At 71.0% G+C, this 25,994-nt stretch carries 19 protein-coding genes; 8 read left to right on the top strand and 11 right to left on the bottom strand.

Going from position 1 to position 25,994, the window contains the following annotated elements:
- Positions 1-15: 15 nt before the first annotated feature.
- On the bottom strand, positions 16-1,089 hold the full coding sequence (locus FRANCCI3_RS25950) for a helix-turn-helix domain-containing protein (RefSeq protein ID WP_049760839.1): 1,074 nt from the start codon (positions 1,087-1,089) through the stop codon (positions 16-18).
- Between the two features lie 127 nt (positions 1,090-1,216).
- On the opposite strand from FRANCCI3_RS25950, the gene FRANCCI3_RS04770 reads away from it, so the two are divergent.
- The 3 genes from FRANCCI3_RS04770 (at position 1,217) to FRANCCI3_RS27395 (ending at position 2,332) form a co-directional block, all read left to right on the top strand.
- The gene (locus FRANCCI3_RS04770) at positions 1,217-1,411 is read left to right on the top strand and encodes a hypothetical protein (RefSeq protein WP_035958407.1); all 195 of its coding nucleotides are present in this window, start codon (positions 1,217-1,219) and stop codon (positions 1,409-1,411) included.
- Between the two features lie 131 nt (positions 1,412-1,542).
- Positions 1,543-1,923, top strand: coding sequence for a helix-turn-helix domain-containing protein (locus FRANCCI3_RS28950; protein WP_198030965.1), 381 nt, complete (start codon positions 1,543-1,545; stop codon positions 1,921-1,923).
- Positions 1,880-2,332 carry an IS630 family transposase gene (locus tag FRANCCI3_RS27395; protein WP_201783633.1) on the top strand — a complete coding sequence of 151 codons (453 nt, stop codon included), beginning with the start codon at positions 1,880-1,882 and terminating at the stop codon, positions 2,330-2,332. Before FRANCCI3_RS28950 ends, FRANCCI3_RS27395 begins: the two co-directional genes overlap by 44 nt.
- Positions 2,333-2,405: 73 nt before the next feature.
- Here the strand turns inward: FRANCCI3_RS27395 and FRANCCI3_RS04760 are convergent, their stop codons facing one another.
- The 3 genes from FRANCCI3_RS04760 to FRANCCI3_RS04750 form a co-directional block, all read right to left on the bottom strand.
- Positions 2,406-4,895 carry a HelD family protein gene (locus tag FRANCCI3_RS04760; protein WP_011435404.1) on the bottom strand — a complete coding sequence of 830 codons (2,490 nt, stop codon included), beginning with the start codon at positions 4,893-4,895 and terminating at the stop codon, positions 2,406-2,408.
- Positions 4,896-5,325: 430 nt separating this feature from the next.
- Positions 5,326-5,895, bottom strand: coding sequence for a type 1 glutamine amidotransferase domain-containing protein (locus FRANCCI3_RS04755; protein ID WP_011435403.1), 570 nt, complete (start codon positions 5,893-5,895; stop codon positions 5,326-5,328).
- An 88-nt stretch (positions 5,896-5,983) separates the two neighbouring features.
- Positions 5,984-6,643 (bottom strand): hypothetical protein, encoded by a 660-nt coding sequence (locus FRANCCI3_RS04750; protein ID WP_011435402.1) that lies wholly within the window; start codon positions 6,641-6,643, stop codon positions 5,984-5,986.
- Positions 6,644-6,885: 242 nt separating this feature from the next.
- Between FRANCCI3_RS04750 and FRANCCI3_RS04745 the strand changes: the two genes are divergently transcribed.
- Together FRANCCI3_RS04745 and FRANCCI3_RS04740 are read left to right on the top strand one after the other, a co-directional pair.
- A complete protein-coding gene (locus FRANCCI3_RS04745; protein WP_011435401.1) occupies positions 6,886-7,926 on the top strand; it encodes an Acg family FMN-binding oxidoreductase in 1,041 nt (346 codons plus the stop codon).
- 642 nt (positions 7,927-8,568) lie between these two features.
- Positions 8,569-10,773 carry a protein kinase domain-containing protein gene (locus tag FRANCCI3_RS04740; protein WP_011435400.1) on the top strand — a complete coding sequence of 735 codons (2,205 nt, stop codon included), beginning with the start codon at positions 8,569-8,571 and terminating at the stop codon, positions 10,771-10,773.
- Positions 10,774-11,484: 711 nt separating this feature from the next.
- On the opposite strand, the gene FRANCCI3_RS04735 is transcribed toward FRANCCI3_RS04740, so the two are convergent.
- The 5 genes from FRANCCI3_RS04735 to FRANCCI3_RS04720 form a co-directional block, all read right to left on the bottom strand.
- Positions 11,485-14,040 carry an ATP-binding cassette domain-containing protein gene (locus tag FRANCCI3_RS04735; RefSeq protein ID WP_011435399.1) on the bottom strand — a complete coding sequence of 852 codons (2,556 nt, stop codon included), beginning with the start codon at positions 14,038-14,040 and terminating at the stop codon, positions 11,485-11,487.
- 810 nt (positions 14,041-14,850) lie between these two features.
- Positions 14,851-16,020: an LmeA family phospholipid-binding protein gene (locus FRANCCI3_RS04730; RefSeq protein ID WP_011435397.1), complete on the bottom strand. Its 1,170-nt coding sequence runs from the start codon at positions 16,018-16,020 to the stop codon at positions 14,851-14,853.
- Between the two features lie 267 nt (positions 16,021-16,287).
- A complete protein-coding gene (locus FRANCCI3_RS04725) occupies positions 16,288-17,094 on the bottom strand; it encodes an SDR family NAD(P)-dependent oxidoreductase (RefSeq protein ID WP_011435396.1) in 807 nt (268 codons plus the stop codon).
- Positions 17,095-17,207: 113 nt separating this feature from the next.
- The gene (locus tag FRANCCI3_RS26690) at positions 17,208-17,363 is read right to left on the bottom strand and encodes a hypothetical protein (protein WP_023841015.1); all 156 of its coding nucleotides are present in this window, start codon (positions 17,361-17,363) and stop codon (positions 17,208-17,210) included.
- 65 nt (positions 17,364-17,428) lie between these two features.
- A complete protein-coding gene (locus FRANCCI3_RS04720) occupies positions 17,429-19,066 on the bottom strand; it encodes an FAD-binding oxidoreductase (protein ID WP_011435395.1) in 1,638 nt (545 codons plus the stop codon).
- Between the two features lie 169 nt (positions 19,067-19,235).
- Here FRANCCI3_RS04720 and FRANCCI3_RS04715 point away from each other — a divergent pair, with 169 nt between their 5' ends.
- Together FRANCCI3_RS04715 and FRANCCI3_RS04710 are read left to right on the top strand one after the other, a co-directional pair.
- Positions 19,236-19,862: a TetR/AcrR family transcriptional regulator gene (locus FRANCCI3_RS04715; protein WP_011435394.1), complete on the top strand. Its 627-nt coding sequence runs from the start codon at positions 19,236-19,238 to the stop codon at positions 19,860-19,862.
- Positions 19,859-21,526 (top strand): glycerol-3-phosphate dehydrogenase/oxidase, encoded by a 1,668-nt coding sequence (locus FRANCCI3_RS04710; RefSeq protein WP_011435393.1) that lies wholly within the window; start codon positions 19,859-19,861, stop codon positions 21,524-21,526. Before FRANCCI3_RS04715 ends, FRANCCI3_RS04710 begins: the two co-directional genes overlap by 4 nt.
- 39 nt (positions 21,527-21,565) lie before the next feature.
- Here the strand turns inward: FRANCCI3_RS04710 and FRANCCI3_RS04705 are convergent, their stop codons facing one another.
- Entirely contained in the window at positions 21,566-22,675 is a 1,110-nt protein-coding gene (locus FRANCCI3_RS04705; protein ID WP_011435392.1) for an acyl-CoA dehydrogenase family protein, read from the bottom strand.
- Positions 22,676-22,762: 87 nt separating this feature from the next.
- Positions 22,763-23,941: an acyl-CoA dehydrogenase family protein gene (locus FRANCCI3_RS04700; RefSeq protein ID WP_011435391.1), complete on the bottom strand. Its 1,179-nt coding sequence runs from the start codon at positions 23,939-23,941 to the stop codon at positions 22,763-22,765.
- 261 nt (positions 23,942-24,202) lie between these two features.
- Between FRANCCI3_RS04700 and FRANCCI3_RS04695 the strand changes: the two genes are divergently transcribed.
- On the top strand, positions 24,203-25,990 hold the full coding sequence (locus FRANCCI3_RS04695) for a glycerol-3-phosphate dehydrogenase/oxidase (RefSeq protein WP_011435390.1): 1,788 nt from the start codon (positions 24,203-24,205) through the stop codon (positions 25,988-25,990).
- The last annotated feature ends 4 nt before the right edge of the window (positions 25,991-25,994 follow it).

Below are 25,994 nucleotides of genomic sequence, written 5' to 3'. Positions count from 1 at the left end.
ACCCGGCCGTGGTCATTAGGGGTTCGGGCGGGCGGGCGGGGGCGAGGGTTTGTCGCGCCATTGGTAAAGGTGCCTGGGACGCCCGCGGGACCCGCGGTCCAAGATCATGGTGACGTAGTCGTCCCGCTCGAGATCCTTGAGGTACCGCTGGGCCGTGGACCGGTCCCGGCCGATCTTGTCGGCGATCTGCGCCGTCGAGATCGGCTCGGGCGCCGAGCGCAGCACGGCGACGATCTCCTCCATAATCTGGCGCGAGCGGTACTTGCCGAGGCGGAGGTCTGGCACGGGTGAACTACCTGCGGGGGACCGCGCCGCGGGCTGGTCGGGCGCCGCGGGCTGGTCGGGCGCCGCGGGCTGGTCGGGCGCCGCGGGCTGGTCGGGCGCCGCGGGCTGGTCGGGCGCCGCGGGCTGGTCGGGCGCCGCGGGCTGGTCGGGCTGTCGATCGCTGCTCGGAGGCGTCTGGTGCCCTTCACTGGCGCGCGGCCGGTCCCTGAGAAGACCCCGGAGAACGTCGATTTCGCGGGCAAGTTTTTTGAGTTCGACCCGGTGATGTAGCGTGATCATCACGATACCGATGGTGCCGGCGACCAGTTGCAGGCCCAGATTCTCCGCGACGCTGGGCAGCTGCGCGAGCAACTGGTGGTGCAGATCCTTCGCACTGAAGCCGGTGCTGACCTCACCGACGATCACACCGTCGGCGTCGCGCAGCGGAGCCTTGCCGCGAGCGGACAGCCCCAGACTCCCGGACTCGAAACTGACAGTCTCCCGTCCGTGGAGGGCGTCCGAGGGGTCGGTGCTGACCGGTTTGCCGATGTTCTTCGGATCGGGATGGGAGCAGCGGATACCCCGGCTGTCGGTGACGACCACGAACTGCGCTTCTGTGAGTCGCCGGTCGTGTTCGGCGAGGGCCTGCACCTCCCCCTCGGGGTCCCTCGCGATGACCGCCCGGGCCACGCGCGGGTCGGATGCCACGGCACGCGAGATCGTAAGCGCTCGCTGCTGGGCCTGGTGGACAAGGTCGGAGTACAGCCTCAGTTCGGTCAGCCCACCCTCGATGCACAGCACGAGCAGTAGGGAGAGGAGACGCATAAGACACGCATAAGTACTGCCCCTAGTGGTGGATCGAGGTGGATGGCCTGGCATGCCGCAAGCGTAGGCCGACCGGCATGAGCGGCGCCTCGAGCGGCGAACCGGAAGGCACGACGCACATCGCCCGATGGTGCCCGAAGATCCGTCCGCGCCGTCGTACGACGAGCTCGCGGCGCTGGTCGTTACACAGGCCACGGCGCTCGCCGAGACGCTGGCGAGGCTGGCCGGGACCGAGGCCGCGCTGGAGCGGGCGAACAGGGAGATCGAGGCGCTGCGTGCCCAGACCGGGTCGGACTGGCGACATGTTAGCCGCCGAAAATGATCGACGATAGGCTACCCACTGCAATGTAATGGCAGCGTGGAACTCTCGACGGAAGAGATCGCGGAACTCCGAGGCATGATCAATGATCGCGACGTTCCTGCGAACGTTGCAACACGGGCGCGAATCGTTCCGTGGCATGCCGAGCATCGACCCAAGAGGAAATAGTCAGACTTGCCGGCGTCTCGCTGCCGACTGTAAACCTGTGGATCTCGCGGTACGGATCCGAGGGAAGCGCCGGGCTCCTTGACCGTTCACGCGCCGCACCGCGAGAGCAGATCCCCGCGAACATCCGCAGCCGTGTCCTCGCTCTCACACGCTCTACTCCACCGGTGGAGACGGGCCTGAGGCACTGGTCGTCCCGACAGATGGCGGAAGTACGTCACCCGCACCATCGGAGTCTCGGTCTCCTGGCACTTCGTCGCCACCGAGAAGCGAACCCACGACTATGTCCGCCATGGCACCACCAACCTGCTCACGGCCCTCGATGTGGGCACGGGAAAGGTTTTCGGTGAATGCTACCCCACCCGCACGGGCGACGACTTCCTGGAGTTCATCAAGAAAGCCGTTGAGCCTCACAGAGATAAAGAGATCCACATCATCCTTGACAATCTCTCCACGCACACGACGCCCGACGCGATGAAGTGGCTCGAGGAGAACCCCAGAATCACGTTCCACTTCACTCCCAAAGGATCGTCGTGGATCAATCAGATCGAGAACTGGTTCGGTATCATCACCAAGCAGCCGATCCGGCGGGGCACCTTCAGCTCGGTCAAGGTGCTGATCAAACAGATCCGGGACTACATCGAGCACTGGAACTCCACTGCGGAGCCGTTCGTCTGGACCGCGACAGCCGGGGAGATTCTGGCCAAGATCGAACTCGTCGAGACCAACATCAAGAAGTTGGTTGCCAACAACGGCTGACAAAGGAATCAGAATCATGCTCCGCCAGCTGTTACCTGCGGACGGATCCGGAACCCGTCCGCAGGCGGGCACGTCACCGCGGGGCAAGCCGGCCCAGCACCGGCGGAAGCTCGCCGGAATACACCACGGTCAGGAAACGGGTGGCCCGGGTCAGCGCGACGTAGAGGTCGGCAAGCCCCCGGGTCGGCCCGGCCAGCAGCGCGGCCGGTTCCACCAGCACCACCGCGTCGAACTCGAGACCCTTGCTCTCCGCCACGCTCAGCACCGCCACCGGCGCGTCGAGAGCATTGCCGACGGCGCTGGCGGGGTCGACGGAGTCCGCCGCGACCGCCAAATCCGGGAGGGCTGCCATGAGGGCGCCGCGCAACCCCGGGATGTCCTGCGGGCGGCAGATCACGGCGACCCGCCCGTCACCGACCTCGCTCGCGGCCCGGCTCGCCGCGTACACCACGGCGGCGACGAGGTCCCCGGGATGCGCCTGGGCGACGGTCCGCCTGTCCTCCAGCGGACCAGTCTCGAGCAGACCAGTCCCGAGCAGACCGACGAGGCCCGAGACTTCGTCGGCCGTCACGTCGCCCACGCGCACCGCCGTCGGGGCACAGCCCACCGAACGCACCGAGAGGGGAACGGAGACCGTCGGGTCCTGCGCCCGCAGGACGTCGGCGGCGACATCCATGATCTCCTGAGGTGTGCGGTAGTTGACGCTGAGCCGCTCGACCGTGAACCGGTCGCCGACCGCGGGCCCCAGCAGCTCCCCCCAGGACGCCGGCGCGCCCGGCCGGGCGGTCTGGGCCAGGTCACCGACGAGGGTCGCCGTGCGTCCCGGGCAGCGCCGCCACAGCAGCCGCCACAACATCGGCGAGACCTCCTGGGCCTCGTCGACGATCAGGTGACCGAAGGTCCAGGTACGGTCCTCGCGGGCATGGTCGGCGGCACTGCGCCGCGCCCGCGGCCCGCTCCACCGCTCGGCGAGCGCCTCGGCGTCGACCTGCCCCTCGAGTCCGAGCATGTCCACCACGCCCCGGGCGTACTCGCGCTCCTCCTCGCGTTCCCGCTCGGCACGGCGGGCGGTCTCGCGGCCGGTCTCCTCGTCCGGGTCGCCGAGCAGCTCGGCGGCCTCGTCGAGCAGCGGCACATCGGCCGGAGTCCACGCCCGATCGGCCCGATCGACGGCCGCTGTACCCGCCGTACCCGCGCCGTCGCGCTGCACCGGGATCCGGGCGGACGCCGCGGCCGTCCGCCGGTCCTCGAGCAGGGATCGTTCCGCCGGGGTGAGCCGGCTACCCGCCGCGCGCGCCAGGGCCGCCGGATCGGCGAAGAGCTCCCCGAGGAGCCGCTGGGGGGTCAGCAGCGGCCAGAGGCCGTCGAGCGCCGTACGGACCCCCTCCTCCGACCACAGGTCCCGGGTGATCTGGCCACGTTCGTCGGCGTCGAGCAGCCCGCCCGGGATCTGGTTCACCACCTGGGTGGTCAGCTCAGCCAACAGCTCGCGCAGGAAGATCCGACGGGCCGAGTTGTGCGGGCGGCGGCTGCGCCGCGCCCGGGTGCGGGCCCGCGCGACCGTGTCGCGACCGAGGCGCAGCATGCGATCGTCGTAGGGGATGAGCACCTCTCGCCGCGGCAGCCGCTGCCGGTCCCTGACGGCGGCGGCGATGACCTCGACCATCCTCGGATCACCCTTGAGCGCCGCGGTCGCGACGTCCTCGACGCCGTGCGCGTCGACCCCGGGAAAGAGCCGTCCCGGCGTGGCGAAGATCACCCCGGTCTCCCCGAGGGAGGGCAGCACCTGGTCGATGTAGCGCAGGAACACCGGACTCGGCCCCACGACCAGCACGCCGGACTGGTCGAGCCGAGCCCGGTCGTTGTAGAGCAGATAGGCGGCACGGTGCAGCGCCACCGCGGTCTTACCGGTCCCCGGTCCGCCGTCGACAACGAGCACGCCGTTCGCCCGCGCCCGGATGATACGGTCCTGCTCGGCCTGCAGCGTGGCGATGATGTCGTGCATGCGCCCGGTCCTGGGCGCTGCCAGCGCCTCGAGCAGCATCGTGTCGCCGGACGCCGTCACCCCGCCGGACTTGCCCGTGGCCGTGCCGCTACCGGTGCCGGTGGCCATGTCGACCGGCAGGCTCAACGGGTCGTCGGCGATGCCGGTGACCTCCCGGCCCTTGGTCCGCAGATGACGCCGGCGCACCAGACCATGCGGATCGGCCAGCGTCGCCCGGTAGAAGGCGGTGGCCACCGGGGCCCGCCAGTCCACCAGGATCGGTTCCTGCCCGCTGTCGGACAGGCCGATCCGGCCGATGTACGTCCGGCGCCCGTCGGCGTAGTCCATCGCGCCGAAACACAGCCGCCCTTCGGCGGCGTCGAGGCGGGCGAGCCGGTCGGCGTGGGTCGCCGCGAACACGTCCCGTTCCACGAGTGATTGGGGGGTGCCCGTGCCACTTTCCAGCAGGACCCGGCGCAGCTGCCCACGGGTGATCTCGCGGACCTCGTCCAACCGGATGTACAGCGTGTCCAGGTACGCCTGTTCACGGGCGCGCTCGACGTCCTGCGTGGTCGGCACCGGCTCTCCCTCCCGGTCGCGGTCGGATTCTTGGATTGCGGCTTCCCGGGCTGCGAGCCAACGCCGTCAGGTGAGCCAGGAAGGGTAACAGCCCCTCCCCCGCAGATCTTCCGACCCGCCCGGTGACCCGGCTCTGGTGACCCCACCCTGGTAATGACATGTCCACGACAACGACGGCGTGTCCACGAACGACCACGGCGACCCCGGCGAGCCGGCCCGCGCCATCCGGCACGGCGGCCGGAATGCCGCATCATCGCTGTTCCAGGTTACGGATGTCCGGCGACGGGATACCCCGCAATGATCCACCTGGTGCGGGGTAGCGACCCACCTGATCCGAGGTAGCGAGCAGCCCGGGCGAAGGAGCCGTTTCCGGCGGTTCCTTCGCATCCACGGTGAACGGCATCCCGAGCTGGGGCGTCCACCGAGGTGATCAGACGCCCACCGAGGTGAGATGCTCCACCAGGGCGCTGTCGAAGGCCGGCAGATCGTCCGGCCTGCGGCTGCTGATCAGCGTGTTCGGCCCGGACCGGCAGATGACGACCTGCTCGTCCACGACCTCGGCCCCGGCGTTGCGCAGATCGGTGCGCAGGCTCGGCCAGCTCGTGATCCGCCGTCCGCGGACCACGTCCGCCTCGATCAGGGTCCACGGAGCGTGGCAGATCGACGCCACCGGGCGGCCGGCGTCGAAGAAGTACCGGACAAACTCGACAACACCCGGCTGCCACCGCAGCTCGTCCGGATTGGCGACTCCGCCGGGCAGCACCAGCGCGTCGAAGTCCGCGGGATCCGCCTCGGCGACCGTGATGTCGACCGGGAAGGTGTCCGCGGGGTTCAGGTGCCGGAACGCCTGCACCCTGCCTCCCTCCGTCGACACCAGCACCGGACTCAGGCCGGCCTGCTCGATGGCCTTCCACGGCTCGGTGAGTTCGACCTGCTCGACGCCCTCCGGCGCCACCAGAAACGCGATCTTGCGTTGAATCCTGTCGTCGTGCGTCGTCATCGACACGTCCTCCTACCTGACTCCTGCCTGCCTATCTGACTCCTGCCTGCCTGCTGCCTCGCCGGTTGGGGTCGGGACCGGACTGGCGTCAGGGCCTGCTCGCCGCCTCCCGCAGGTCGGTGACGTCGTGCTCGAGACGCGCCCGCACCAGCGCGGCGACCAGCCGCGGGAAGTCCTGCCGGCCAACCAGCGCGGCGAGCCTCGCCGGGTCGGTCGGCAGCCCGAGCGCTCCGGCCGTTCTCCGGGTGCGTTCGTCGAGGTAGGGCACCAGCTCGTCCCATCCGGCCTGCGCCTCGCGCAGGAAGATGTCGGCACCGACCGGCCCGATCCCCTTTATCTTCTGTAGCAGCTCTCGCTCCCGGTCCGGGGAGTGCTCGGCGGCATCCCGCAGCCGGCGGACATCACCGTCGTAGGTGTCCATCAGGGAACGGCAGGCCGCCTCCAACATCCGAGAGGTGCTCTCGTCGTAGCGCGCGTACCCGCTGCTGTTCAGCACCCGGGTACGGTCCTCCCAGGTCGCCTCGGCCATGGCGGCGGCGTCGGTCCAGCCGGCGTCCATCAGGGAACGGCAGGCGGCGACCGCGATCGACGTGCGGATCCGCGCGCTCGCGAGCAGGGCAAAGACGATCATCTTGAACATCGCCTCCGCGGTGTCAGCCGGCACGTCGGCGCCGATCTCGTCGGCGTAGGTCCGCCCATGCCGGGCGAGCAGTTCGGCGAGCACCGCTTCTGTGTCGGTTCCAGCCATGCAGTGGGACTACCCGCGATACCCGCCATCACTCCGCCCCGGCCATGCCGCCCCGGCGGGGCGGTACCCACCCACCACGTCCGCGGCGGTGTCTCGGGCCCGCTACCCGACGCCTCGCTACCCGACGCCCGACTTCCGCCTGCCGGCCGTTGGTCCACCCCCGGCTGTTCCTCTCGGCACATGCCCTCTACCCGGTCGGGAGGGCAGGCTGGGGGTAGACACTTGAGAGAAGGGAGGCTGAGATGTCCACCAAAGCAGCACGGTCCGCGCTGGTTCCCCTGACTCCCGACCTGGCTCGGGAGGTGGTCGCCGCATCCGCCGCGGCGCCGTCCATCCATAACACGCAGCCGTGGCGCTGGCGCCTGGAGGCAGGCCGGCTCACCCTTCTCGCCGACAGCACCCGCCAGCTCAAGGTCGCCGATCCCGAGGGCCGGCAGATGCTGTTGAGCTGCGGAGCGGCGCTGTTCAACGCCCGGCTGGCGCTGCGGGCCCGCGGCGAGGTCCCCGTGGTGGAGCCGCTACCCGACGGCGTTGACGACTTCCGCTCCGCTCCGCTCGCCACCATCTCGGTGATCGGCCATCAGCCTGCCGAGGACGACGAGCGGGCGTTGGCCGATGCCATCCCGCGGCGGCACACCGATCGCCGGCCGTTCGACGACCAGCCGTTGCCGACCGAGGTAATCAGCCGCCTGCGTGCCGCGGCCGAGGCGGAGGGCTGCTGGCTTACCGCGCCGATCGACCCGGAGCTGCGCGTCCAGGTCAGCGTCCTGCTGTCCCGGGCGGACTGGATCGAGGCGCACAACGCGGCCTACCGGGAGGAACTGGCCTCGTGGAGTCGAACGGGGTCCACGTCGGCCGACGGCATCCCGCGCAGCGCAGTCGTCCACACCGACGCCCCGCGCCAGTCCGAGTTTCCGATGCGGGACCTCGACGTGGTCGGCGAGGCGGGGACCGTGCTGGACGAGACGGATGTGGAACGGCCCGGCATCCTGATCATCGGCACCGATACGGACACGACCGCCGACCGGCTGCGCGCCGGGCAGGCGATGCAACGTGTGCTGCTCACCGCCACCTTGCTCGGTCTCGCCTCGTCGCCGATGTCGCAGGCGATCGACGTCGAGGGCATGCGGGAGCAGTTCCGCGGCACCACCAGCGGTCTCGGGCACGTCCAGATGATCCTGCGGGCCGGCTATCCCGAGCCGGGTGCGCAACCGCTCGGCCCCACTCCCCGCCGGGACGTTGACGAGGTCCTGGAGGTCGTCGGGTCGAATGATCGGGCGTAGCACCGTTCGGCTCCGTTCGAGACCGACCGTGCACGGCTGACCACCCATGGCCGGCCGTGCGCGGTCAGCCGTTCACGTTCAGCCGTTCACGTTCAGCCGTTCAGCGTCCCTTCCTGACACATTTGGCGAAGGCCGCACAGATACGGGGTTGCGTGGGCCGCCAGCCGCTTTGATCGGGACCAGACCGGGTCGCCGGTGGACCGACCGGCAATCGGAGATGCCGCGAGGTCCGCGACGGCTCGGCCGTGACTCGGGGGGTTCCCGGGGACGCGACGCGGCGTTCCCGGGAGACTCCCCCGCCCGGACCTTGGCCAGCCCCGGTCGGCCCCGGTCAGATCCCGACCGTACCCTGGTCGGCCCCCGGCCGACGAGGTGGCAGGACGTGACCGGAGGACGGAAGCCACGCGGGTGCCGAATGCCTGTCGCTGCATTGACATCGAGGTGGCGGGGGCTATCGGGGCCCCGACGGCCCGGTGCCCGGTCACTCTCGCCTAAGATTTTCCCAGCGGTTGACCGTAATGGTTGATCGGGAAATTCCATGATGGATCAAGAGTCGGTGCGCGTCCACCGGCGGGCCCGCGACCTGCGCGGCGTTCCCGGGCGAGGCCGCGGTCGGCACGCGGCGGGTGGGGGTACAGGTCGATGATGTCATCGGATGCGGGTGTGGCGGCACGATCCGCCCCCCTTGGCCCGGACGACCCCCACGAGCTCGGCTCGTACACGCTGCTGGGCAAACTCGGCCAGGGTGGAATGGGCATGGTCTATCTGGGCCGCTCCGGGAAGGGCCGGCTCGTCGCCATCAAGGTGATCCGGAACGAGGCCGTCGGAAACCCCGAGTTCCGAGCCCGGTTCCGGCTGGAGGCCGAGACCGCCCGGCGAGTCGCCCGGGTCTGCACCGCCGAGGTGCTCGACGCCGATCCGGACGCCGAGTGGCCCTACCTGGTCACCGAGTTCATCGAGGGCGAGACCCTCGCCCGGTACGTCCAGCGCAACGGCCCGCTCGCCGATGCCAACCTCGAACAACTCGCGGTCGGCGTGGCCGCGGCGCTCACCGCCATCCACAGCGCCGGGATCGTGCACCGCGACCTCAAGCCCGCGAACGTCATCCTCTCACCGTTCGGCCCTCGGGTGATCGACTTCGGTATCGCCCGGGCAGTGGACGCCGGCAGCAACCTCACCGGCGATCTCCAGCAGCTCGGGACGCCGGCGTTCATGTCCCCGGAGCAGATCGAGAGCCGGCCGATCACCTCGGCGGTCGACATCTGGGCATGGGGTGGCCTCGTCGCCTTCGCCGCCACCGGGCACTACCCCTTCGGTGAGGCCTCGGCGCAGGTGCTGCTCTACCGCGCCCTACACGAGGAACCGCAACTCGACGACGTCGACCCGGCGCTGCGCCCGATCGTCTGGCACGCGATGCGCAAGGACCCGAGTACCCGCCCGAGCGCCCAGCAGCTCATGCTGCGCCTGCTCGGCGACCCGTCGGGCACCGGCCCGGACGCCGCCGCCGCCGTCAACCCGCAGGACGTCACGAACGTCCTGCAGGGCTGGAAGCTGCCGGTGCCCGGCCCAGGCGCCCCGGCCACAGGCACCCCTGCCACAGGCAGCACCGGGCCCCACGGGGCCGGATTCCCCGCGCCGGCAGCGGCCCCCGTCAGCAGCGGTTACACCGTCGACCAGGACGCCCCGACCCGGCTACCCGCCAGCGCCGGGGGTCCCGGGGGTCCCGGGGGCGGTGGAGCCGATGGCCCCGGCCGGCAGGGCGGCACGGGCAGGAGCAGGAACCGCACCCCGCTGCTCGTCGGTGGAGGTGTCGTGGTCGTCGGCGCGATCCTCGCGGGAGTATTCGCCCTCAGCGCGGGTGGTGACGGCGGCTCCGGGACCGACGCGGCCAATCCGGCCACCGTCTCCGGGGCTCCGGCCACATCGACCCAATCGGCCCAATCGGCGGCCTTCACGCTGCCCAGGGCGGCCCAGCCGCTTGGCAAGGACACCCTCGTCTACGCGTCCAACCGCAACGGCAACTACGACCTGTTCACCGGGCAGGTCACGGACAACGGGCCGCTCGCGAACGACAAGCCGATCGTCACCGGTCCGGACCAGGAGATGCTGCCCGCGATCAGCAGCGATCGCAAGACGATCGTCTACTTCAAGAAGGGCAGCCCGAATACGCTGCAGGCGATCGCCGCCGATGGCTCCGGGAAACCGGTACAGCTGTTCACCTTGGGCCCGGCCGCCAAGCTGACGATCGCGGACGACGCCCGGCCCTCGCTCTCCCCCGACGGCGGCTTCCTGGTCATCCGTTCCACCACGGATCAGACCGGAACGCTGAACCCCGGCCTGTATGTGGTGAAACTGGACGGCTCGAGCGTGCGACGGCTCAACGCGAAGCCACAGGCGACCGACCCCGCCTGGTCGCCGGATGGCGAGCGGATCGCCTACTGGTCGAACAGTACCGGTGGCAACCGCGGCTTCATCGTGGTGATCCCGACCCAACCGGATGCCCAGCCGACCCCGATCACGCAGGATCAGGGTAACGGGGACTCGGACCCGGTCTGGTCCCCGGACAGCAGAAAGATCGCTTTCACCCGAGCGAAGAACGGCGATCTGGAGATCTTCGAGATGAACTCGGACGGCACCGACGCCCGGCAGCTCACCCGGGTGCGCGGGGACGACCAGGACCCGGCCTACGCGCCGGACGGTCGCATCGCCTTCAGCGGGCAGCGCAATCCCACGAACCCCGATGACCGGCAGCTCTACGTTCTGAATCCGGACGATCTGAACGATGGTGACCGCAAGCTCACCACTACCGGCGGGTTCAACGGCCACGCCCGTTGGAACGCCGGCTGAGCTCCTTGCCCATCCAGCGGGATACATCAGGCACAAAAGCCTCTGGACAGGCAAGGAAGCCGGCGAGAGGAGTCGGTTATGCACAGATCGCGGACGAGCCCGGCAGGATACTCGAACCGTGATCGACGCTGGGGACGTGACCCAGTCCCATGAGAAGGCCGTCGCACTCGCCCGCAGGCAGGCAGGCAGGCAGGCAGGCAGGCAGGCAGGCAGGCAGGCAGGCAGGCATGATCACCCGTCGGCATGCCCGGCAGCTCGGGATGTCGGACCAAGCGATCAACGTTCGTAGACGCAGGCACGGCTGGACCTCCCCGGTGCGGGGCACGTTGCCCGTGCCGCCCGTTCGGGACGAAACCCGAGCCCTGCCCGAGCGGCGCTGTCGATCGTGGCAGGGACGATCTGCGGACGTACCGCGGCCCGACTGCACGGCCTTCCCGCCCTCTCCCGCTGGCGGCCCGACGAACCCGTCGATGTCGTGCTGCCCGGCGAAGGGGGACTTCGTCAGCGTCTGGCGCGATGTCACGACGGGAGCGGCGAGGACGACGAAAGTCGTCCGGATGGCACTTCTCCGAGCCCGCGCGGGTGGCCCTGCCGAAGTGTGAATCCCCGCCGGCCGGCCCGGGAACCCGGGACGGACGCCCGAGGCTCCCGGCTTCCTTGCCTGTCCAGAGGCTTTTGTGCCTGATTTATACCTCTGGATAGGCAAGGGGCCTAGCGGGGTGGGCCGCTGACCGGTGCGGCGGCGGCGCGTTTGACGGTCTTCGGGTCCATCCGGCGAATCAGGAGGGAGGTGATGATCACGAGGAAGACGCCGACGACGAGACCGGCGACGATGTCGGTGAGGTACGCCGAAGCGCTGTGGTCGAAGAAGGGGTCGTCAACGACCTTCGGGTTCACCGGCTTCTGGTTGTCCGGCCGCAGCACGCCGGCCAGGGTGATGCGGTTCAGGTCACCGACCGAGGCCATCGACGCGAAGCCCCAGCGGGCCGGCGCGATGTAGCTGATCTGCTCCAGACCGGGCGTGCCCTTCACCGGCACGATGCCACCGCTGAAGATGAGCTGGGCCATGGTGATCAACACCAGGAGCGGCATGGTCTTGTCCGCGTTGTCGACCATCGCCGAGATCACCAGCCCGAGCATGGCCGACGCAAGCGAGACCACGATCACGGCGATGAGCAGTTCGAGCAGGGCGTTCCCGAGCACGACGCCCCTGTCCGGCGTTCGCCCGGCAAGACCGATCAACGTGAACGGGATCGCCTGGGCGACAGTGATCACGATAAGAACGAGGATCTTCGAACCGACATACGCGGTCCGGGACAGACCGATGGCTCTCTCTCTTCGATAGATCGCCCGTTCCTTGACGATCTCTCTGACCGAGTTCGCCATGCCCATGAAACAGGCACAGAGAACCATGATCAAAAGAACTGTCGGGGCATCCGAGTTCGGCGAGAACTGTTTGGCCTGTTCGGCCGTGAGATCAAAGTTCCCGCCGATGGCCCTGGGTATCAGCCCGAGCAGGAACGGGAAAGCGATGATGAGCCGCAGGTATGACTTGTCGGATGCGACGACCGCCATTGTTCGTCGGCTCAGCGTCACGAGCTGCGAGATCACCGACTGCTGCCGCAGGGACGGCAGCTCCTCGGGAGCCGGCCGGGCCGACGGAGCGGTGATCGAGGCGGGCACGTAGTAGCGCGAGTTGCGGAACTTGGCTGCCGACTCGGCCCCGGGCGTCGCCTCCAGGGTGAGGAAGACGTCCGGGTAGTCCCGCTTACCGAAGAAGGGCAGCGCGTCCTGCGGCGGACCGAAGTAGGCCACATAGCCGCCGGGAGCGAGGACGAGGATGTAGTCGCACAGATCGAGTTGGGCGACGCTGTGGGTGACCACGATGACCGTCCGGCCGTCGTCCGCGAGCTTGCGCAGCGACTCCATGACGTTCTTGTCCATGCCCGGGTCGAGGCCGGAGGTCGGCTCGTCGAGGTAGAGCAGGGTCGGCCGGGTCAGCAGCTCCAAGGCCACCGAGGTCCGCTTGCGCTGGCCGCCGGACAGCCGGGAGACCTGGGTGTTGGCGTGCTGGGTGAGGCCCAGCTCGGCGAGCACCTCATCGACCCGGGTGCGCCGCTCCGCCTTCGTGACGTCCGGCGGGAAGCGCAGCTCGGCGCCGAACTCGAGCGCCTTGCGGACGGTGAGCGAGGTGTGCAGCAGGTCCTCCTGCGGCACGTAGCCGATCCGGCGCCGCAGTTCGTCGTACTCGGAGTAGAGGTCCCGGCCGGCGTAGCGCACGGTGCCCTTGTCCGCGGGGCGGAAGCCGGTGAGCGCGTTGAGCAGCGTCGACTTGCCCGCCCCGGACGGCCCGACGACGCCCAGCAGCGCCCGGCCGGGCAGCTTGAACGTCATGTCGTGCATGAGCTGCTTCTGACCGGCCCAGACGTTCAGGGCGTCGGCCTCGAAGCTGACGTCACCGGAGTCGATGTACTCGACGAGTTGGTCGCCCTCAAGCTGGAAGACGTGGTGACCGACGGCGATGACGTCGCCCTGGCCGACGGACGCCCGGTTGATCCGACGACCGTTGACGAACACGCCGTTGGCGGAGTCGAGGTCGGCGATCTGCAGGCCGGACCGGCCGATGTAGAGCTCGGCGTGCCGGCGGGAGGCGAGCAGGTCGGTAATGACGATGTCATTGTCGCGGGCACGGCCGATCGACATCGTGCCCGGGCGCAGCCGATAGGTGGTTCGCCGCTCGTGCTCCTGCTCGAGGCTGGTGACGCCACTCACCCGTTCGCCCTGGTCCTGGTCGTCGTAGTCGTGCCCGCGCTGGGACGGATCGGTCGGCCCCTGATGCGAGGTCCCGCGCCCACCTCGCGAGGAGCCCGTGGGCCGTGGCGGAGAGTAACCGGCGGCATTGGGCAGCATCGTCTGCATGTCGTAACCGGGGTCGTACTCCGGCTCGTCCAGCGGCCTGCGGCCTTCCGGCACCTGGGGATGGATGACGACCTCGGGCCCGGTCGGAGTGCCGAGACGAAGCCGCACCTCACCGTGCACCGGGACGGTCTCGGGCATGCGCTGCCCGTCGATCCAGGTGCCGTTGGAACTGATGTCCCGAACAACCCACCCGCTGCCGGTCTGCTCAAGGAGGAGATGGCGACGGGAGACCCGGCTGTCCGCTATGACGTAGTCGGCGGTCCGGGCACGGCCGACGATGAACTGCGCCTCGGCCGGCACGGTGGCCGCACCGGCCTCGGTGACGACTCTCAGGAAGGTCGTCTGCACGTGTTTCCCCCTTCGCGACGGGACGCTGGCCGGGATGTCCCGCCGAACTCCACCTTGTCACTACGTTGTGCGGTGTCACTACGTTGTGCGGTTTTACCAGGTACTGCGGTGCCACCATGGCGTGCCGGGTCACCACGTCGCGCGGCCACTCGGGCCGCCCGATCACGCCGGATGCCCGATCGTAGCGTCGAGGGATGACCTTGATCCACCCCGGGTGACGATTTACCACCAGCTGAACGGCGATCGTTGCCGTCGCGTCGACTTCCGGGCATCTCTCGGGTTCCTGCCGCCTCATGATCGGTCGATTTACCGGTTGCCCTGCTCGAAACCTTCCGGGCTGCGTCACCCTGGGTGATCAGATCGTCTCGGTGACCGTGCCGCGAAAGCTCGGTGACCGTGCCCCGGAAGTGACGACGATGACGCATGTCCCCCGTCCGGCACCCTATGAGAATGACGGCCGACGGTCCCCGACAGTGGCATCTGTCGCCGATCCGACCAGCGACCGCAGGCCTCGGCGGCACCCGGGACGCACGCCACGAAAGCGGACGATCAGCCAACGGACGACCACCAGAAATCGGCTGATGAAACGCCGGGAGGTGCCGCGCGTCGAACGATCGTCGACAGGTCGACGCACTCCGGGAAGGACGTAGTCCGGGAAGAGAGGGGCCACAGGCGGCCTCGACCGGATCCGATCCGGGCCCCGGCCGGGGGGAGTGCGGTCGGTACGGCTCGACCACCGCGCGCGAGGCATTCCGGACCGGCACAACTGTGGCGGAAATCATGTCAGGGCTCAGGGTCGCCACTCAGGACTCAGGACGCCGGGAGCACCACGTCCTCGGCAGTTGCGGTGAGTGAGAGACCGGTCGCGTTCGTGGATGCCTCGACGATGCGGAGGTTGAATGGCAGACCGGAGATCGGGATCGGGATGGACGGCAGGAGTTCTCCGGGGACGCTGAATCCGAGGTTCACAGCTCCGGTGAGCTTCACCTCGCTCGGCACCAGGGTGAGCATGTTGTTCCGGACCTCGAACGTCGTGATCCCACCGACCTGCTGGGTACCCAGCACCGGCACGTTGACGGTGCCAGTCACCTCGATCTTCTTTCCTCCGTCGACCGGCTCCACCTGCACCTGCTGCCCGGCGAGGTAGGCGTTGAGGTCGTTGTAGGTCATGCCCACAGTGGCCCGCACGCGATCGACGGGCACCTGTCCGACATTGTCGGTGATGGCATCACCGAGCGGTACGTGTACACCCTTCAGATTGGCCTTCACCGACGAGATCTTCGGGCCCGGCGTCGGGATGCCCTCGATCTCTACTCCGATGTTGGTGAACTTTCCGAACAGGACCTGGGTAAGGAACGGGAATCCGCCGATGCTCACGCTCTTGACCGTCGGGACAGGATCACCCGGCTTGATGTTCTCGGCTACGCCGGCCTCGACCTGCTTGCGCATCTGATCCTTGGCTATCACCACGCTGACCCGGTCGCCCACGACGAACAGGACGATCAGGGCGACCAGCGCGATGAGCAGTTTCCGGCGCCGGCGACGCGGCTTGGCGGGCACGGCGGGCGTGCCGCCGCTTGGCGCCCCGGCGAATCCCTCCGGGCCTTTACCACCCCCGCCGACGGCGCCGGGCAGCCGATCGTGGGGTCCGCCGCCCTCGCGGGCGGTGATGTTCCCCATCCCCATGGTCCCGGGCGTCGCGCCCAGGACCGTGGTGCCGTCGTAGCCACCCTGAGCGCCGGAGCCGGCCCACGGCTCATAACCGGCCGGCGGCTCATAACCGGCAGGCCGGTCGCCCCTCCGGGTCGGCGCGACCGGCCGCGCCGGCCGGAACGAGTCCGCGGGCGGCGGTGGTCCCACCGGGGCGCCCGGACGGGCCGGCCTGTTCTGGTTCGCGGGCCGCGTCCCATCACCGTCCGGAGGCATCCCATGGGTGCTGTCCGTAGGCTGCTGCCCGTCACCGTCACGTCCGTCGTTCACCGGTCCATCTCCTGCCATGCTGCGCCGGAGCACGCCGTCGCCCTGTCGATGTCCGCCTGGCGGTTGTCCTGTGCCTGGCCCTGCCGGATCGTCGCATGCTCCGTGCTTTCCGCACGGCCGCGGGTCCGATCTATCCGTGCGACATCGGTGTCGGATTACCGACTTGACCGACCAGACCGGGCAAACCAGATACCATCGGTCGCCGCCCGGAGCATGATCCGCCAGCCGCCAGCCGCCGCCAGCCGCCAGCCGCCAGCCGCCACCAGCTCACACCTCCAGCGGGAGCTGCGCCACCGGAGTGGCCCGTCTGGCCGGTGCGAGCCGGAAAACGTCGCCCCGCGGGGCGGCGAACGCCTGCCAGAAGTGGTCCGCGACCACCCCCGGACGTAGCGGGCCCGCGGCGTCCACCCTGCCGTCGAGAACCACCGTGCGCAGCCGGACACCCCGCGCGGCCAGCATCGGCCGTACCGCATCGGCGAGGGCGGCGAGGCCTGCCTTGCCGATCGCCAGCGCGAACCGGCCGGCCACCGGCTCGGTGCGCGATCCGGCCGTGGTCAACAGGATGGTCGCGGCCGGCCGGTCCACGAGGAGGTCTGCCGCCACCTGCACCGCGGTGAGCGCGCCCGTGACGTTCACCGCAAGGGTCTGGTTCATCGTCTCGGCCTTCACCGTGAGGGCGCCGCCGCGGATGCTGAGCTTGGCGTTGTAGACGAGCACCGTCAGCCCCCCGACGTCGGCCGCCACCCGCTGGATGGCCGTGGTGAGGGCCGGCTGGTCGGTGACGTCGGCGACGGCGCCGTGCACCGCCAGGCCGTCCTCGGCGAGCTCGTCCCTCACCCGGGTCAGCGTGTCGGCAGACCGGGAGACGACCCCCAGGGCGAACCCCTCCCGGCCGAACCGGCGCAACAGGTCGGAACCGAAGCTCGCCCCCGGTCCCACGACGACGAGGCCGCGGGTCGCCGGGGCGAACTCCGGGTCCCCAGCACGGTCCCCGGCATGGTCACGATCACGGTCGACGCCACCGCCCGGCCCGCCGGGGTGACCCGGAGCCGGCTCGCACGGTCCGGTGCTCATGGCCTCATCCTGACGGAGACGCTGTCCGGACATCCCGGGGATCGACGCTCCGCCCGGCCTGATCGGGCCGGGCGGAGCCGGTCGGCCGCTCCGAGCCGCCGCGCCCCCGGTCTTCAGGGGTGGGCCCGCTGCTCCCGGGCGGCCTCGACGGCTGCCCGGGCCCGCAGCGGCGCGCAACGGTGGTAGGCCCAGCCCAGGGCCGCACCGACGATGACCGCCGGGATCAGCAGGAAGAGCAGGACAACCACACAGGCGGCAATGGTCTCCACACCCTTGGTCTACCCGGGCTCCCCTCGGGTCGACCCGGGTCGACCCGGTGCGCCCGGTAGTGCCCTCAGGCGACGAGAACCCCGGGGTTGAGGATGCCGGCCGGGTCCAGCGTCCGTTTGACCGCCCGGAGCACCTCGACGCCGAGATCGCCGATCTCGGCGTCGAGCCAGGGCCGGTGCTCCGTTCCGACCGCGTGGTGGTGGGTGATCGTGCCGCCCGTGGCGACGACCGCGTCCGTGGCCGCGGCCTTGGCCGCCCGCCAGCTCCCGATCGGGTCGTCGCCCTCGCCGCAGACGACGGTGAAGTAGAGCGAAGCCCCCGTGGCGTACAGATGAGAAATGTGGCACATGACGACCGGTGCCAGGCCGGCGGCGGCCAGCGTCGTGGTAAGCGCGTCTCGGACGGCCGCGTACAGCCCGGGCAGCGCCGTCCAGAATCCCGCCGTTTCCAGGGTCTCGGCGAAGATGCCCTGGTCCAGCAGCGCGTCGCGCAGGTAGGGCGCCCGGAACCGACCCTGCTCCCAGTCCTGGCCGGCCGCCGCGCCGAGCCGCCTGGCGCCCCCGGCGAGCAGAACAGCGGCGACCGCCGCGGAACGCTGTTCCACCGCGCGATCGTCGCCTTCGTAGCCGGTCACCAGGTAGCAGCCGACGGCGCCGCCCCCGCGCTCGCCGCCCGACCGGGTCGGCCGCGCGAGCCCCGCGACGGTCTCCGTCTCGTCGGACAACCGGCATACCGTCGGCCGCAGGTCGCCGGCGGCGAGTGAACGCAGCAGCCGGGTGCCGGTCGCGAAGTCGGGCACCGACCAGGCCTCGTAGCCGCGCCGGGCCGGCAGCGGCCGGACCCTGACCACGACCTGGGTGATCACCCCGAAGGCGCCCTCGGAGCCGAGTAGCAGCTCCCGCAGGTCCGGTCCAGCAGCCGACGCCGGGGCGCGGCCGAGCTCCCAGCCACCCACCGGCGTGGCCACCCGCAGGCCGACGACCAGTTCGTCGAACCGGCCGTAGCCCCCGGACGCCTGGCCGCTGGACCTGGTCGCCGCGTAGCCACCGATGGTGGCGTACTCCCAGGACTGGGGGACGTGCCCGAGCGTGAGACCGTGCTCGGCCAGCAACGCCTCGGCCCGAGGGCCCCGCAGCCCGGCGCCGAGCTCCGCGGTGCCGGAGTCGGGATCCACCCGGCCGAGCCGGTCCAGCCGGGCGAGGTCGAGGGCGACGACGGCACGGTCGCCACGCTCGGGCGGCGCAAGGCCGCCGACGACCGAGGTACCGCCCCCGAACGGCACGACCACGAGGTGCTCTCTGGTCGCGACCCGCAGCACGCCGAGCACCTCGTCATGATCGGCGGGCCGGATGACCGCGTCGGGCGCGGCGGAGGCGTCCCCGGCCCGCAGGCGCAACAGATCGGTCGTCGAGCGGCCCCGGCAGTGCCGGATGCGCGCGACATCGTCCACCCGGACCTCGCCGTCCCCAACGACCGCCGCGAGCGCGGCCCGGGCCGGATCCGGCAGCCGCGACGCGGGCAGGCGTACCTCGGCGAGCGGGACGGGCGGGCGAGGACGGGCGGGAATGCCGAGCCGAGCCAGCAGCAGGCGGGTGGAATCGGGCAGTGGGTCATGCGCCTCGGCGGGGCCCCAGCCCCACCAGACGGATTCGGCCAGGACGATCTCACGGGCTTTCTCGTGGGCCTCGTCGGTGCTCGTCATCGGCGTGCGTACCGCCTGTCCGATCCGGTGGTGCCTCGGTAGAATCTCCTACGAGACAGTGTGACAGCCAACGTCACATTGTCACAAGGTCTCGTCCTACGATGACACATCCCGCGCGGCGGCGCCGCTCCCCGCGCCCGTGGCGACGGGCGGGAGGAAGGGCTGCCGGATGGCTCTCGCCGGCGAGGAGGCCGTCCTCGACGCGGCCAAGGCGTCCCTGCTGGCGGTCGGGGTCCGGCGGACCACCCTGACCGAGGTAGCGCGCCGCGCCGGAGTGAGCCGAATGACCCTCTATCGACGCTGGCCGGACCTGCGCTCGCTGGTCGGTGATGTGATGACGCGCGAGTGGACCCAGGTTGTGACGGCCGCGTCGGCCATGGCCCAGGCCGGGCCGGACGGCGGGCCTCCGGACGGCGGGCTGGTCGACGATCTCGTCGAGCACATCATCGCGACGGTGGAGGCGTTCCGCACCAACCCGCTCTATCTGCGGATCATCGAGACGGATCCCGAGCTGCTGATCCCGTACCTGATCGAGCGACGTGGCGCCACCCAACAGATGATCCTGGACCTGCTGACGAGCCAGTTCCGCACCGCCGAGGCGAACGGCGCCGTGCGGCCCGAGGACCCGTCGGCGCTGGCCCTCATGGTCCTGCTCGTCGTGCAGTCCTTCGTCCTGTCCGCCGAGGCCCTCGGCTGCGGTGTCCCCGCGGCGACCCGGACCGCCGAACTGCGCCGGCTCCTGCGCGGCTACCTCGCGCCGGAACCGGTCAAGGAGAGCATTGGGGGATCACCATGACGGTTCTGACGCTCCCGCCGACCACGGCGACCTCGTTGAACGCCGGGCGGCGGGAACGGGAGCTGGCCGCCGTCGCGGCTGGCGGCCCGGTGGACCTGCTGGTGATCGGCGGTGGGGTCACCGGGGCTGGGGTGGCCCTGGACGCCGCCTCCCGCGGCCTGTCCGTCGTCCTCGCCGAGGCGCACGATCTCGCCTTCGGCACGAGCCGATGGAGTTCCAAGCTCGTTCACGGCGGGCTGCGTTACCTGGCCACCGGAGATGTGGCGCTGGCGCGGGAGAGCGCCGTCGAGCGCGACATCCTGATGCGGCACACCGCGCCCCATCTCGTGCGGGCGCTGCCCATGCTCACCCCGCTGACCCCGGGAGTACCGCGGTCGAACGCCGCGCTGGTCCAGGCCGGGGTGTGGCTCGGCGACCTGCTGCGCCGCGGCGCGGGCACGCCCCGCGCGGTCCTGCCCGGCCCACGCCGGCTGACCGCCGTGGAGACGCTCGGGGTGGCTCCCGCGCTCCGGGAAGCCGGACTGCGCGGCGGGGTGCTGCACTGGGACGGCCGGCTCGTCGACGACGCCCGTCTCGTAGTCGCGCTGGCCCGGACCGCAGCCGGATTCGGCGCCCGGATCCTGACCCGGCTGCGGGTGACCGGCCTCGACGGCGGCGGCCTCGACGGCGGACCCCGCGGCCCGAGCCGGCACGGTTGTCGTGGGATCGAGGCGACCGCGGTGGACACCCTCACCGGTACCCGGATCACCCTGCGTGCGCGGACGGTGGTCAACGCCACCGGCGTGTGGGCGCCGGCCCTGGCTCCGGGGATCCGGCTGCGGCCGAGCCGCGGCACCCACCTCGTGCTGCGCTCCACCGTCCTGGCCGGGACCCGCGCGGCGCTGTCCCTGCCGATGCCGGGTGAACGGAACCGGTTCGCGCTGGTGCTGCCCCAGGACGACGGCCGCGTCTACGTCGGGTTGACCGACGTGCCGGTCGAGGAGGTCGTCGACGTCCCGGTGCCCGACGAGGACGAGATCGCGCAGCTGCTGGGCATCGTCTCGAACGTGCTGGCCACCCCCATCGACCCGGCGGACCGGCTGGGCGCCTTCGCCGGCCTGCGCCCACTGCTCGACACCGGCACCGACCACACCGGCACCGACCACACCGTCGTTCCCCACAGCGCCGCCACCCGTACCAGCGCCGCCCGCACCGCCGATCTCTCCCGACGGCACCTGGTGCGGACCGACCCGGGCGGCCTGGTCACGGTGGTCGGCGGCAAACTGACGACCTATCGACGGATGGCCGCAGACGCGGTGGACGCCGCCGTCGCGGTGGGCGACCTCGACGCCGGCCCCTGCCGTACCCGGCGACTCGGCCTGGTCGGTGCGGCACCTCGATCGGTCCTCGCCACGGTGGCCGCGCCGCGCCGTCTGGTCGAGCGGTACGGGACGGAGGCACCGAGGGTGCTGGCCCTGGCCGACGGCGACCCCGACCTGCTGGCACCCGTCGCCGAGGGGACGCCGGTCACCGGCGCGGAGCTGCTGTTCGCGGTGCGGGACGAAGGCGCGCTCGACCCGGCGGACCTGCTGGATCGCCGGACGCGCATCGGGCTGGCTCCCGCCGACCGCCGGGCGGCCCTGGGCCCGGCCCGGCAGCTGTTCGACCATACGCTGACGCGCTAAGGACCAGCACCGCTGCGAGTGCTGCGGGATCGGGGGCGGTCAGGGCAATGCGTCGACGGTCAGCACCGCGATGCGCTCCAGATGCGCAGGGGTGTCACCAAAAGCAGGAATCTGGCGTTTGGCCCGCTTGTAAAAGAAGTGCGCGTCATGTTCCCAGGTGTAGCCGATCCCCCCGTGGTACTGGATCATCGCCGCGGTGGCGTCCCCGGCGGCCTGGTTGGCCTTGCTCTTCGCCACCGCGAGCGCCAGCTCCGCGTCGGGCAGGGCAGTGTCGAGCGCGTGCGCCGCGTACAGCACCGCATGCTCGGCCATCGTGACAGCGACATGCAGATCGGCGAGATGGTGCGCGAGCGCCTGGAACGAACCGACCGGCCGGCCGAACTGCACCCGATCGATGTCGTGGGCGACGGTCCGGGTCAGCGCGGCCCGCGCGACACCGACGAGGTCCGCGGCCGTGAGCAGGGCGCCACGACGGACCAGGTCCGCGGCGACCGCGGCGTCGGAGGCCGGCAGCCGGGTCGCGGCCGCGTCGGCCAGAGACAGCGAGGCCAGCCGGGTGGTGCCGTCGAAGCCGCGCTGGGTGGTGACCGTCACCCCCGGGCCACGCGGATCGAGCAGATAGAGCCCGACCCCGGCGGGGCCGACGGCGGCGACCACCACGAGCCCGGCGACCTCGAGATACTCGACGCCGGACGCGACACCGCCCAGCCGACCGCCCGCGGTCGCGCGGACCGCGATGCCGGTATGGTCGTATCCCCCGCCCGGGCCCCGCAGCGCCACGGTGGCCACCAGGTCACCGGCGGCGAGGGGGGCGAGCACCGCCGCCGCCTGGTCCGCCGAGCCGGCGAGCCGCACCGCCTCGCCCGCGAGCACGGTCGGCAGCCAGGGCCCCGGGATCACCCCCGCTCCGAACGCCCGCGCGATGATCTGTGCGTCGAGCAACCCGAGCCCGAGACCGTCGAACCGCGCGGGCACGCACACCGCGAGCCAGCCCTGTTCGCCGATCGCCTTCCACAGCTCGGGGGGGTGCCCGTCACCGTCGGGATCGGTGAAGACCGCGCGGACGGCGGTCAGATCGAAGCGGTCGGCCAGGAAGTCCCGGACGGTGGCGGCGAGCGCGCGCTGCTCGTCGGTGAGGGCGAAGAACACGGGCTCGGACCTCCGGAGGCGGGGCGAGGCGGGATCAGCGAGATGAACAGGCCCGGGCACAGGCACAGGCCCGAATCGCGACCATAATCATGATCCGCGTGGCAGGCCGAGGACCCGCTCCGCGACGATCGTGCGCTGTACCTGCGAGGATCCACCCCAGATGGTGACGGAGCGGGTCCAGAAGCTCTCCTGCCGCAGCGTCGTCAGATCGAGGTCCGCGGTGGGGTGGGTGAGCGCCACATCGGCGCCGAGCAGCGCATCAAAGGTCTCGAACAGGTCCTGGTACGTCTCCGACCACTGCAGTTTGGTGATCGACGACTCGGCCCCCAGGTCACGGCCCTGCTCTACCTGGGTGAGGACGTGCATCGAGTGGTAGCGCAGGCATTCGAGCTCGACCATGCGCCGGCCCAGCTCCTGGCGCAGCACCGGGTCGGTGTCGCGCCCGAGCGCCCGGGCGACCCGGACGATCTCGTCGTAGCTGCGCCGGAATCCGGTGTACTGGCTGATCCCGGACGCGCCGCGCTCGAACGACAGCAGAAGCATCGCCGTCGCCCAGCCGTTGCCGATCCCGCCCAGGCACTCCGACGCCGCCACCCGCACGTCGGTGAGGAAGACCTCGCCGAACTCGCTGACGCCGCTCATCTGCCGGATCGGCCGGACCTCCACCCCGGGAGCGTGCATGTCGATGAGCAGCAGCGAGATGCCGTGATGGCGCCGGCTGCCGGGCTCGGTCCGGACCAGGGTGAAGATCTTGTCTCCGCGGTTCGCGAACGTCGTCCAGACCTTCTGCCCGTTGACCACGTACTCGTCCCCGTCGAGTACCCCGGACGTACGCAGCGCCGCGAGGTCGGAGCCCGCGCCGGGTTCCGAGAAGCCCTGGCACCAGATCACCTCGTTGCGCAGCATCGGCCCGAGGATGTCGCGCTTCTGCTCGGGCGTCCCGACCGCCATCACCGTCGGCGCGAGGAAGGCCAGGCCCAGCGTGTTGACCGAGCGCGGCGCCCGGGCGAGCTGCGTCTCCTGGTCGTAGATGGCCCTCATCCCCGGGGTACCGCCCCGGCCGCCGTACTCCACCGGCCAGTCGATCCCGGCGAAGCCCGCGAGCGCCTTGCGCCGCTCCCAGTCCCGCCGCAGGTCGAAGCCCTCGGCCTCCCCCACGCCGGCCCAGAACCCGGGCTCCGTCCAGGCTGCGGGGATGTTCTCGGCGAGCCAGGCCCGCAACTCGGCACGGAACCGTTCCTCGGCCGGCGGGTGGGTCAGGTCCATGCGTTGACCTCCATCTGGTGTTGACCTCCATCTGGTCGCCCATCTGGTCGCCTTACGCGGGATCCCGGGACGGTCGCACTCGCATCCCACCACGCCCCGGCCGGACGTTCACAGACGTTCATGGACGTTCAACGATCCCGCGCCCGGGCGCCGGACACCGGACACCGACAGCCGGCACGATGGGTGGCGAGCCGCCGGAGCGTCCCGGGCGATCACGACGACGGGACGCGAGGACGTTCGCAGGAGAGGAAGCAACTGGCGATGACGCCGACCAGACACGGAACCCCGACCGCCCGACTCGACCAGGTCGGCCGCGCCGAGGCACTGCGCCGGATGGGAGCGGATCCGGTGGATGTGGCCGTGATCGGCGGCGGGGTCACCGGTACGGGGGTGGCGCTGGACGCGGTGACCCGGGGCCTGTCCGTCGCCCTGGTCGAGGCGCGCGACCTCGCCGCCGGCACGTCCAGCCGGTCGAGCAAGCTCATCCACGGCGGGCTGCGGTATCTCGAGCAGCTCAACGCCCCGCTGGTCCGGGAGGCGCTGCGGGAGCGGTCCCTCATGCTGGACACGCTCGCGCCCCATCTGGTCCGGGCCATCCCGTTCCTGCTGCCGTTGACCCGCCACGGTTGGGAACGTGCCTACATCGGCAGTGGTGTGCTGCTCTACGACACCCTCGGGCAGGGGCTGGCCCGCGTCGGGCCGGGCGGCGACGCCACCATGCCCCATCACCGGCACCTGACCCGCAAGGCGGCGCTGCGGGAGTTCCCGTCGCTGCGCCCGGACGCCCTCGTCGGCGCGATCCAGTACTGGGACGGCCAGGTCGACGACGCGCGGCACACCGTGTTCGTCGCGCGGACCGCTGCTCGCTACGGGGCGCTCATCGCGACCAGCGCGCGGGTCACCGGCTTCCTGCGGGAGGGCGACCGGGTCGCCGGCGTGCGGGTGCGTGACCTCGAGTCGGGCGCCGAGATCGAGCTGCGGGCCCGCCAGACGATCAACGCCGCCGGGGTGTGGACCGACGAGATCCAGGCGATGGTAGGCGGGCGTGGCCAGCTGTCGGTCCGAGCCTCCAAGGGAGTGCACATCGTCGTGCCCCGCGACCGCATCCATGGCGTCACCGGCCTGATCCTGCGCACCGAGAAGAGCGTGCTGTTCGTCATCCCGTGGGGCAGCCACTGGATCATCGGCACCACCGACACCGACTGGAGCCTCGACCTCGCCCATCCGGCGGCCAGCAGCGCCGACATCGACTACCTGCTCGACACGGTCAACCGGGTGCTGCGCACGCCGCTCACGGCGGCGGACATCACCGGGGTGTACGCCGGGCTGCGCCCGCTGCTCGCCGGGGAGTCCGAGGACACCTCGCGGCTGTCCCGCGAGCATGCCGTGGTCAGCCCCGTCTCCGGGCTGACGATGGTCGCCGGCGGGAAGTACACGACCTACCGGGTGATGGCCGCCGACGCCGTCGACGCGGCCGTGCACGGCATGAACCGGGCGGTGCCGCCGTCGTGCACCGAGAAGATCCCGCTGCTCGGCGCGGACGGGTTCCCCGCGCTGTGGAACGCCCGGGAGACCCTCGCCCGCCGCGCGGGGCTGCACGTCGGCTGGATCGAGCACCTCCTGCACCGCTACGGCACCCTCACCGAGGAGCTTCTGGACCTCATCGAGACGCGACCGGATCTCGCCCAGCCGCTGCGCGGGGCATCGACCTACCTGGCCGCGGAGGCGGTGTACGCGGCCTCCCACGAGGGGGCGCTGCACCTGGAGGACGTGCTCACCCGGCGGACCCGCGTCTCGATCGAGACCATCGACCGGGGGGTGGAGGCCGCCGAGCACGTGGCCGATCTCATCGCCCCCGTGCTCGGCTGGGACCAGGTGACCCGCGCCCGCGAGGTCGCGCACTACCTCGCCCGGGTGGAGGCCGAACGGGCCTCGCAGCGGCAAGCCGACGACGCGACCGCCGACGCGGCCCGGCTCGGCGCGCCCGACGTGCGCCGGCTGGGCCGGACGGACCACCGCGCCCCGGCGGCGACCGGCGGACCGTCCTGAAGGC

Origin of the sequence: Frankia casuarinae, assembly GCF_000013345.1 — a bacterium.
GTDB classification, from domain to species: domain Bacteria; phylum Actinomycetota; class Actinomycetes; order Frankiales; family Frankiaceae; genus Frankia; species Frankia casuarinae.
This window is presented reverse-complemented; position numbering and strand designations above follow the sequence as displayed.